We start from the raw sequence: 11,427 nt of genomic DNA, 5'->3' as shown, positions 1-11,427 counted from the left end.
ACAAAGTCGTCTCCAAAATTCCTGTTCCAATTCTTGTAGGCTTGTAATTGATAGTGCCCCGATTTTACACCAACGGAATCGGTCAACTTTAAATCGCCATGACCCAACCCTATTTCCAAGTTTATTTTTTGCATTGAAATTATTTAGGAATCTGAAGAAATCAATTCTACATACAACACATTGCTGTGGTCTGTTAACAAACGTGTAAAAGCATTTACATTGTATGCTTTGTACCATAAATCTTCACCTAAAAATACGTAGAGCGGTCGGTATGTGGGTAAACGTTTTTAATGGTATTGACGGTTTTATTTTGTGCAGTGTTACCCCCACACTATAAGTAATAAACAGTAAAACCAGAATAGCATTTTCTTATTTAGTTTCTTTGGCATTTTTAATTAAAGAAACTAAATATACAAACAAACCTATTGATTTTCAACGCAAAAACACTTCGTAAAGCCTAATAGACTTTTTACATGATTTAAATTTAGCGTTTAATTAAAAACTTTAAAAAGGTTACAAAACGGTGATTCTTTATAGTGATATGGTATTATAGAAGCACCCTAAATAAACAGTATATACAGATTTTACACCATAAAAAACATTGTTGCAATGGCATAAACAACAACCAAAGCAAACAAAAGCATCCTGTATTTAAAATTCATTCTATTGATAGCTTTAAAATTTCTAAACAATTACGATTAAATCGCTTATATAGATGACCAAAAACTTTAAAAAATTTAGCAGCATTTATAATCGCTAAATCACTAATAAAAACTTTACTTTCATTATGTTTTTGAGGGTCTCACGAGAAACATCAACATTTTTACATCTAAGTTGAACCCGTGATCACCAAGACAATCCGACAACATATATCGACCAAAAACTATTTAAGAAAGTTTTAGGCTACAAAAATAACACTGTATAGGTAAATACTCACCATAAGAACACAGACCTTTATCGCTTCAAACCTTACGCTCGTCGAAATACTTAGTTAATTATTCGTTAACTTTCAATCTTAGCTATAAAAGCATAACGTTTTAAACCATGAAAGTTCTTAAAATTGTATTCCTAACTCTTATACTAATTTCATACATGAGTTGCGGCTCGAAAGTAAATCCGCCAGAAGCATTCGGACCATTGCCAACCAAAAAACAACTCAACTGGCATAACATGGAGTATTATGCGTTTATTCACTTTTCATTAAACACTTTTACAAATAAAGAATGGGGTTACGGCGATGAGTCTCCAGAACTGTTTAACCCAACCGAACTCGACGCCATGCAATGGGCACGAGTTGCCAAAGAAGCTGGCATGAAAGGTATTATTATAACCGCCAAACATCATGACGGATTTTGCCTTTGGCCATCGCAATACACAGAACGCTCGGTAAAAAACTCGCCTTGGAAAAATGGTCAAGGTGATGTTGTTAAAGAACTTGCCGAAGCCTGTAAAGCATACAACCTAAAACTTGGTATTTATTCATCGCCTTGGGACAGAAACCATCCAGAATACGGCAAACCAGCCTACATTACCTATTTTAGAAATCAGTTAAAAGAACTGCTTACTAATTATGGTGATGTATTTGAAATGTGGTTCGATGGTGCCAATGGTGGCGACGGCTACTACGGTGGCGCAAACGAAATGCGCAAGATAAACACCCTAGAATATTACAATTGGGATGAAACTTATAAGCTAATTTACGAAACCTCACCAAACACCTTAGTTTGGGGTGTTGGTCCTTCGGAAGCGCGTTGGATTGGTAACGAGCAAGGTCGCGCAGGTAAAACCAACTGGTCGCTATTGCGCCAAAAAGATGAACTGGCTGGTAAAGTACATTACACCGAGTTTATGAACGGACATGAAGATGGCGAAAAATGGGTGCCTGGAGAAGCCGATGTTTCCATTCGTCCGGGTTGGTTTTATCATGAAGTTGAAGACGATAAAGTACGCCCCATTGAAGAACTGGTAGATATTTATTACGAATCTATAGGACGAAACGCCAACCTATTACTCAATTTACCAGTTGATAAACGCGGATTGGTTAACGAGCATGACGAAGCCCGATTAAAAGCCCTTACCAAAATCATAAAAAACGATTTCAAAACCGAACTGTTAAAACACGCTTCGGTAACCACCACCAATACACGTGGCAACGATAAAAACTACAACGCAAATAATCTTACAGATGGTAACCCAGAAACTTATTGGGCGACAGACGATTCGGTAAAAACAGCATCAATCACTTTTAAATTCAATCAACTTACTACCGTGAATCGCGTATTGCTTCAAGAGCATATTGCATTGGGGCAACGTGTTAAAGCCTTTACTATTGAAGCTAAAATAAACGACTCATGGCAAACTATTGCCTCTGAAACTACCATTGGCTACAAACGCATCTTACGTTTCCCGAGAATAGAAACTACAGAACTTAAAATAAACATCACCGATGCTAAAGCGAGTTTAGTACTAAATAATATTGCGGCTTACAATGCACCTACTTTGGTCAAATCTCCTGAAATTTCTAGAGATAAAAACGGACTAATTACGCTTAAAGCGGAAAACGACAACAGTATTTTTTACACCGTTGATGGTAGCAAACCAACAACATCAAGCAAAAAATACAGCGAACCGTTTACTTTTACTGATGCTGTTACCGTAAAAACCATAGCATACAATACAGATGAAGCTATTTCGAGCGCCGTTACAACTTCAAAATACGGAACATCAAAAGCCGATTGGCGTATCGTGAGTACATCAAGCGGTGATACGGCATCAGCAAACAGAATTATTGACGGCAATCCAAATACAGTTTGGAGTTTTGGCGATTCAAAAAACGTGTTACCACAAGATATTATTATCGATTTAGGCAGCGTACAAAGCATAAACGGATTCAGTTATTTTCCGCAGCAAGTTGGTCATCATTTAAACCTCATTTCAAATTATGAGTTTTACACCAGCACTAATTTAAAACAGTGGACAAAACAATCTGAAGGCGAGTTTTCTAACATCAAAAACAATCCTATAAAACAAATTAAAACCTTTAAAACGTGTCAGGCGCAATACATAAAATTTGTTGCAACTACCTCTGTTTCTGGCAGCAACTCGGTTTCAATAGGCGAAATTGGTGTTTTAAACGCAACAGAAAACTAGTTGCTTTACTCAAAAAACAGGCGTTTAGCGTTCATCCATTGCTATTAGTCGAAAAATTAACTTTTAGTTAAAATTCATCACGTATTTTTATAGTAACATAAATAACTAGCACTTACAACACACATGATAAAAGAGCAAGTAAACCCTCAGGTAAAAGAAAAAATTGGCTATAAAGAAGCTGGTAAATTTGAAGATACACGATTTGAAAAAATCCATAACGTGATTTTCGATTCTTCTTTAGAAGCTTCAAAATTAGTAGCGCAAGAAATTGCCAACTTAATACAACTTAAACAAGAGCTAAACGAAACTTGTGTTTTAGGTTTAGCCACAGGATCTTCACCCATAAAAGTATACGAAGAACTTGTAAGACTACATAAAGAGGAAGATTTAAGCTTTTACAATGTGGTTACTTTTAACCTAGACGAATACTATCCTATGGATAAAAGTAACATACAGAGTTACCATTACTTTATGCACGAGCATTTATTTAATCATATAGATATTGTTCCTGAAAACATAAATATTCCAGATGGTACTGTTAGCAATGAAGAGTTACACCAATATTGTATAGACTACGAAATGAAAATTAAAGCCTATGGCGGATTAGATTTTCAATTACTAGGTATTGGTAGAACCGGACATATTGGTTTTAACGAACCTGGTTCGCATTTAAATTCTGGCACGCGTAGTATAACCCTAGATCACATTACACGTGTTGATGCTGCTTCTGCATTTTTAGGAATAGACAATGTACCTAGAAAAGCCATTACTATGGGTATTGGCACTATTAAAAATGCCAAACGCATTGTGTTATTAGCTTGGGGTAACAACAAAGCTGGTATTTTACAAAAATCTATTGAAGGTGAAATTACAGGAAATATTCCTGCAACCTATTTACAAGAACACAACAATACAACCTTTGTTCTAGACAGTGAAGCTGCTCAAGAACTTACACGTGTAAAAACACCTTGGTTAGTAACATCTTGTACTTGGACCGAAGAATTAAAATTAAAAGCAGTGGTTTGGTTAAGCGAATTAACTAATAAACCATTCTTAAAATTAACCGATAAAGATTACAACGATAACGGTATGTCTAGCCTTTTAACTGAAGAAGGTACTGCTTACGATTTAAACATAAAAATGTTTAATAAAATGCAACATACCATTACGGGATGGCCTGGTGGTAAGCCAAACGCCGACGACACTTACCGTCCGGAGCGCAGTACACCAGCCAAAAAACGTGTGATTATTTTTAGTCCGCATCCAGATGACGACGTTATTTCTATGGGTGGTACTTTCGACAGACTTGTAGAACAAGGTCACGAAGTACACGTAGCTTACCAAACATCTGGAAACATTGCCGTGTCTAACGAGGAAGCTTTAAAATTTGCTGAAGTAGCTTCTGCTATTAATCCGAATTCAGAAGAATCGCAATCCATAATCAACTTTTTAAAGCATAAATCTGAAAACGATATTGATTCTTTAGAGGTTAGAAAATTAAAAGGATTAATAAGACGAAGTGAATCAATCGCTGCAACCCGCTATTTAGATGTTCCTGATGAAAACGTTCACTTTTTAGATTTACCATTTTACGAAACTGGTACTGTTAAAAAAGGAAACTTAACCGAAGCAGATATTAAAATAATGTGCGATTTAATTGAAGACATTAAACCACACCAAATATATGCTGCGGGCGATTTAGCAGATCCACATGGTACTCACAAAGTATGTTTAGATAGTTTATTTGAAGCCTTACGCGTACTAAAAGGACAAAGCTACATGAACGATTGCTGGGTTTGGTTATACCGTGGTGCATGGCACGAATGGGATCCTTACCAAATTGACATGGCTGTACCAATGAGTCCAGACCAAGTGCTTAAAAAACGACATGCAATCTTTTTCCATCAATCGCAAAAGGATGGTGTAATGTTTCAAGGTGACGATTCTAGAGAATTCTGGGTACGTGCCGAAGACAGAAACCGTTTAACAGCTATAAAATACAACAATATTGGTTTAGCAGAATATGCAGCCATTGAAGCCTTTAAACGCTATCATTTTTAAGAATATTAAATACAGTAAAATTTATACCCTTAAGAGAAACTGGTAATAGTTAGTTATTGTTTTTAACTTTAGTTATTTGTATTTAAACGAAGTGGTTATGTGTAGTTAGCATAGCCACTTTTCTTTTTTATATAGAGGTGTTTAAAATGGTTTTCTTAACCTCTTCCAAGTAAGAACGACCAATAACGTATCGTAAGCCTTCTATTTCAATACTATTGCCCTCTACAGAGTCTATTTTATCGATAGCTATGGTGTACGAGCGATGTATTCTTATAAAATCTTTACTTGGTAATAAATTGGTAAAATCGGTAAGTGTACTGTGTATGATGTAACGCCCTGTTAAGGTGTTTATTTTTAGGTAATCTTTTAAGCTTTCAATCACTAAAATTTCATCTAAGAAAATCTTTTTCATTTTCTTTTTATCAATTTTAACGAAGATGTAAGAACGCTCTTTTGTTGTTTCGGCGGCTATTTTTTGTGCGGTATCTAATCGGTTTTCAATCTTGTTAATAGCCTTCATAAACCTAGGAAACTCAATAGGTTTCACTAAATAATCTAACACATCCAGTTCGTAAGTTTCAATTGCAAATTCATGGTAAGCACTTGTAATTACCAATAATGGAGGGTCTTGAAGGCTTTTTATAAAGTTTATACCATCTAAAACAGGCATATTTATATCGAGAAATATCACATCAACAGTGTTGTTTTTCAAATAGTTTAATCCTTCAATAGCATTATTAAAAGTTGCTTCTACTTCAAAACCCTGAATAGGCTCTAAGTAGTTTTTTATAACGTTTATAGCTAATGGTTCATCATCAATAATCAAGCATTTTGCATTAGTCTCCATGGTCTTCTTCAATTCGCGGTTTGTTTTAGCTTACTTTTATTTTAAGCTTTACAATGAACTTGTTTTTTTGGGTGTAAATTTTTAATTTATAATCTCCTTCTTCATAGCCTAGTTCAAGTCGTTTTTTTACATTTTCTAAACCAATGCCGCTAGATTGGTTGATACTTTCGTTGTGAGAGGTACTTGTAGGCATTGGGTTTGTGATGGTAAAATAAAGAAAATTTTCTTTAACTTTAAAGTTTATGCTTATTTTAACGTGGCCAATATTCTTGTTAGCGCCGTGTTTAAAAGCATTTTCTATAAAGGTTAGCAACAATATTGGCGCAATGGTTTTATCTTCAATATTGCCCGAAATAGCCATTTTTACATCTAGTAAATCGTTATAACGTACGCGCTCTAAATCGAGATAATTCTGTATACAGAGAATCTCTTTTTCTAACGATTGACGCTTTACATTTGTGTCATAAAGCAAATAGCGCATCAACTCAGAAAGTTGCAAAATAGTACGCGGTGTTCTTTTAGATTGCTCTATGGCCAACGAATAGATATTATTCAACGTATTAAAAAAGAAATGCGGCGAAATCTGACTTTTTAAAAACAGTAACTCAGTTTCTAATTGTAGTTTTTCAAGTCGCGTTACACGGCGGTGTTCCTGTAAATAATCTAAAGTAATTTTTATGGCGGTTACAAAGGTTATAACATACAACTCGCCTATCATCATATCAATTGTATAATTTAATGTTAACTTCTGTATGGGCTCGGGACCTTCTGGCCACACATTGTTACTTACCAAAAAGTAGGTAAGATTAAACTTTACCAAAACCATTAAAAAAATTGACACCAAAACCGACAGCACATACCACACATACTTTTTGTTGTAAACCAAAAATGGCATGAGCACAAAAATATTTAAGTAACACAAAACCATGTGTATAGGAAATCCTATTAAATTGGTTTTTATGGAATACTCATAATCGCCAAAATAACTTCCCCATCTAAAGGTGTTAAACATAAAATACACCAGCCAAAATATAACATGGTAATGCCAAGGAATTTTAAAAAGTTTGCTTTGGTTATAATTCATTCTAAAAAATATATTTTTTTTGGTGTTCAGGTGAGTTTAGATGTTATCCGTCTAAATTAATTTCAAAACTCTAAAAAATCACGAAAATTTAACATTAAATTATTATGCACTACATGAAGAATATTATCAAAACTATTCTAGTACTCGTTTTAATTACAGGTTGTAAAAATAAAACAACTAAAACTAATAGTTCAAATAAAGTTGCGACGCAGTATGTAGATCCGTTTATAGGTACTGGCGGTCATGGTCACACGTATCCTGGAGCTACAGTTCCTTTTGGTATGCTGCAAGTAAGTCCGGACAACGGAATTTCGGAATGGGATTGGTGTTCAGGCTATCACTACACCGATAGTAAAGTTGCTGGTTTTAGCCATTTACACCTTAGCGGAACGGGTATTGGCGATCTTGCTGATATTTTGTTTATGCCAACCAATAAAGCTGTTGATTTATCCATAAACACCACCAACCGCGATTCTTTGCCCTATACATCTACTTACAATCATAAAAATGAAAGCGCTAGCCCTGGATATTACCAAGTGTTTTTAGAAACTCCTAAAGTAAATGTAGAGCTAACCACATCGCTACGCACCGCATACCACAAATACACCTATCAGGAAGGTAGTCAACAAGCTATAGTTATCGATCTTGGTTTTGCTATAAACTGGGATTTACCTGTAGAAACAGCTCTTACTATTGAAGACGATTACACTATTTCGGGTTATCGTTACAGTAAAGGTTGGGCTAAAAACCAAAAGGTGTTTTTTGTGACGAAATTTTCTAAACCCATAAAAAACTATGTTTTAGCTACCGAAGCAAACACTGTTGAAAATAATAGTATTACATCAGAAAAAACAAAAGCACAGCTATTCTTCAATACAGAGAACAACACCGAATTATTTGCAAAAGTTGCGCTATCATCGGTTAGTATTGCTAATGCAAAGTTGAATTTAGACAACGACGAAACAACGTTTACCAAAGCCAAAGCCAATGCAGAACAAGCTTGGAACAACGCCTTGCCAAAAATAACTGTAGAAACACCTAACGATTCTTTAAAAACCATTTTCTACACGGCACTTTATCACGCGCAAGTAGCACCAGTAACGTATAGTGATAAAAATGGCGAATACCGCAAAGAAACCGATAGCATTGAAACAGCTACTAATTTTACGGCCTATTCAACACTTTCACTTTGGGATACATTTAGAGCAGAACAACCTTTACTTACGTTTTTAGAACCTGAAAAAGTTTCAGATATCATTAACTCGATGTTATCGTATTACGAAACGCGCAACATTTTACCAGTTTGGACACTTTACGCGAACGAAACCAATACCATGACAGGCTACCACTCTATTCCTGTTATTCTTGATGCTTACAAAAAAGGCATTACCGGTTTTGACGCCGAAAAAGCGTATGAAGCCATGAAACAAACCATGATGCAAGACGAACGTGGTTTAAAATATTACAAAGAATTTGGATACATTCCGTACACGTCAATAGACGAGTCGGTTACCATAACTTTAGAGTATGCTTTTAACGATTGGTGCGTTGCACAAATGGCGAAGTCTCTGGGTAAAGATGAAGATTACGCGTATTTCTTAAAACGCTCGAAAGCTTACGAATATTTATTTGATGCTGAATCCGGATTTATGCGCGGTAAAGCTGAAGATGGCAAATCTTGGAACGAACCTTTCGACCCAAAACACTCTAACCACCGCGAACAAACCGATTATACCGAAGGTAACGCGTGGCAACACAGCTGGTTTGTACCACACAATGTAGATGCTTTTATAGCCTTACACGGTGGCAATGACACCTTCACAAAGCGCTTAGAGCAACTATTTACCGAAAGCTCTGAAATTACTGGCGATAATATTTCTGCCGATATTTCCGGATTAATTGGGCAATACGCTCATGGTAACGAGCCAAGTCACCATATCGCTTACATGTTTAACCATGCCAACCAACCTTGGCGCACGCAATATTGGGTAAGTCAGATTTTAAAAACCCAATATAACACAACGCCAAACGGTTTGAGTGGTAATGAAGATTGCGGACAAATGTCGGCGTGGTATGTTTTCAGTTCTATGGGATTATATCCTATGAATCCAGCTTCAGCGGAATACGAAATTGGAAGTCCAATTTTTGAAAAATCAACTATTACACTTCCTAACAATAAAACCTTCAGTATTGAAGCCGAACATGTTTCAGAAGACAACATCTATATCCAATCGGCGACTTTAAACGGTTCCGATTTTAACCAAACAACCATTACACACAACCAAATTAGTCAAGGTGGCACCTTGCATTTTGTAATGGGACCAACGCCTAACAAAAACTGGGGCGTAGCACTAAAAAACTAACATAACCTTTATGAATATTATCGATTTAAGCATTATTGTAATTTACATTCTACTAACCGTTGGTGTTGGCATTTGGATATCAAAAAAAGCATCAAAAGGATTAGATCATTATTTCCTTGGCGGAAAATCTATAAAATGGTATTTCCTCGGATTGAGTAATGGCTCTGGAATGTTCGATATTTCTGGTACTGCTTGGATGGTTGGTATTCTGTTTCTTTACGGTGTAAAGAGTTTTATGTTTATGTGGCTATGGCCTATTTGGAACCAGATTTTCATCATGATGTTTTTAGCCGTATGGATTCGAAAATCGAAAGTGATGACGGGCTCGGAATGGATTTTAACACGCTTTGGAAATGACAAAGCGGGTAAAGCATCGCATATTATTGTGGCGGTATTTGCCATAGTTTCAGCCATTGGTTTTATTGCCTACTTTTTTGAAGGTATTGGTAAATTCATGACCGTTATTTTACCATGGGATTTAACTTTAACCATGGGTGATAGCACATTGCTTCTTTCCGAGCAATCGTATGCTTTAATCATTATTTTACTCACTACCATTTACACCATAAAAGGTGGTATGTTTTCGGTGGTAGCTACCGAGGTTTTACAATACGCCATCATGGTTATTGCAGGTTTATTAGTGGCAGGTTATACGCTTATAACCTTTACAGATATTGAAATTACTTCTATTATTTCTGAAGAATGGAAAAACGCATTTTTCAGTTGGGAGCTAAATACACATTGGAGCCAAAAATATCAAGCTTTTAATAATCTTATTGATTCTGAAGGCTATAAAATGTTTGGTGCTCTTGTAGGTATGTCTCTTTTTAAAGGCTTTTTTGCTAGTGTCGCAGGACCTACACCAAGCTACGATTTACAACGTATTCTCTCAACGAAATCGGTTAAAGAGGCTGCTTACATGAGTGGCTTTACCAACTTAATTTTATTCATTCCAAGATATTTACTAATTGGTGGTATTGTGGTTATTGCTTTGGTGGTTTTAGCACCTCAAATGCTTGCAAACCCTAATTTAAGTGGTGCCGATTTAGAAATCATTTTACCAACAGTTATCAATTACCACGTACCTGTTGGCATAAAAGGGTTATTACTTGCCGGTTTATTGGCGGCGTTCATGTCTACCTTTTCGGCATTTGTAAATGCAGGTCCTGCATACATTGTTAACGATATTTATAAAAAGTACTTTAAACCAGAAGCGAGTAGCGAACATTACATAAAAGTAAGTCATATTGCATCGTTTATAGTAGTTGGTTTAGGTGTGTTTATGGGCTTTTTTGCAAATAGCATTAACTCCTTAACTTTGTGGATTACCAGTGCGCTTTTTGGTGGCTACGTAGCAGCTAACTTTTTAAAATGGGTTTGGTGGCGTTTTAATGGTTGGGGTTACTTTTGGGGCATGTTTGCTGGTTTAGTCGTAGCATCTTGTCAATTTGTATTAGATAATTACAAAGGCACATTTACACCTGGTACGCTGCTTTACAAACTGTCTGAAGTGCAAGCTATTTACTTGTTTCCTATAATTTTCACATTTTCGGTAGCGGGTTGTTTGTTAGGTACCTACTTTACAAAACCAACCAATATTTTTGTACTTAAAGAATTTTACAAAAATGTACGTCCTTGGGGATTTTGGAAACCTGTTTATAATGCTCTGCGTAGCGAAGACCAAACCTTTACTAAAAACACTAATTTTGCATCAGATATGTTAAACTGCGTTATTGGCATTGTTTGGCAGTCTAGCATGATTGTTTTACCTATTTTTTTATTGATAAGAGATTATCCTAAAACCTTAATATCACTGGTAGTTTTCTTAGTTACATCGGCTATTTTAAAATTCACATGGCTGGATAAAGTAAGACAACTACCCGATTAATTTCAAAACAAGTTAAACCCTAAAAAAAATAAAT

6 protein-coding genes are annotated in these 11,427 nt (G+C 35.7%); 4 read left to right on the top strand and 2 right to left on the bottom strand.

The genetic code is table 11. The features are described from left to right. Positions 1–1,044 precede the first annotated feature (1,044 nt). Entirely contained in the window at positions 1,045–3,150 is a 2,106-nt protein-coding gene (locus PK35_RS16220) for an alpha-L-fucosidase (protein WP_044627632.1), read from the top strand. Between the two features lie 123 nt (positions 3,151–3,273). After that, positions 3,274–5,211 (top strand): glucosamine-6-phosphate deaminase, encoded by a 1,938-nt coding sequence (nagB, locus tag PK35_RS16215; RefSeq protein ID WP_117624686.1) that lies wholly within the window; start codon positions 3,274–3,276, stop codon positions 5,209–5,211. A gap of 127 nt (positions 5,212–5,338) precedes the next feature. On the opposite strand, the gene PK35_RS16210 is transcribed toward nagB, so the two are convergent. Then, positions 5,339–6,058: a LytR/AlgR family response regulator transcription factor gene (locus tag PK35_RS16210; RefSeq protein WP_044627631.1), complete on the bottom strand. Its 720-nt coding sequence runs from the start codon at positions 6,056–6,058 to the stop codon at positions 5,339–5,341. A gap of 25 nt (positions 6,059–6,083) precedes the next feature. Then, on the bottom strand, positions 6,084–7,142 hold the full coding sequence (locus tag PK35_RS16205) for a sensor histidine kinase (protein ID WP_044627630.1): 1,059 nt from the start codon (positions 7,140–7,142) through the stop codon (positions 6,084–6,086). Positions 7,143–7,255: 113 nt separating this feature from the next. On the opposite strand from PK35_RS16205, the gene PK35_RS16200 reads away from it, so the two are divergent. Next, positions 7,256–9,505, top strand: coding sequence for a GH92 family glycosyl hydrolase (locus tag PK35_RS16200; protein ID WP_044627629.1), 2,250 nt, complete (start codon positions 7,256–7,258; stop codon positions 9,503–9,505). A 10-nt stretch (positions 9,506–9,515) separates the two neighbouring features. Next, positions 9,516–11,393 (top strand): sodium:solute symporter family protein, encoded by a 1,878-nt coding sequence (locus PK35_RS16195; RefSeq protein WP_044627628.1) that lies wholly within the window; start codon positions 9,516–9,518, stop codon positions 11,391–11,393. Positions 11,394–11,427: the final 34 nt, after the last annotated feature.

This window comes from Neotamlana nanhaiensis (genome assembly GCF_000943555.1).
GTDB lineage: Bacteria > Bacteroidota > Bacteroidia > Flavobacteriales > Flavobacteriaceae > Neotamlana > Neotamlana nanhaiensis.
This window is presented reverse-complemented; position numbering and strand designations above follow the sequence as displayed.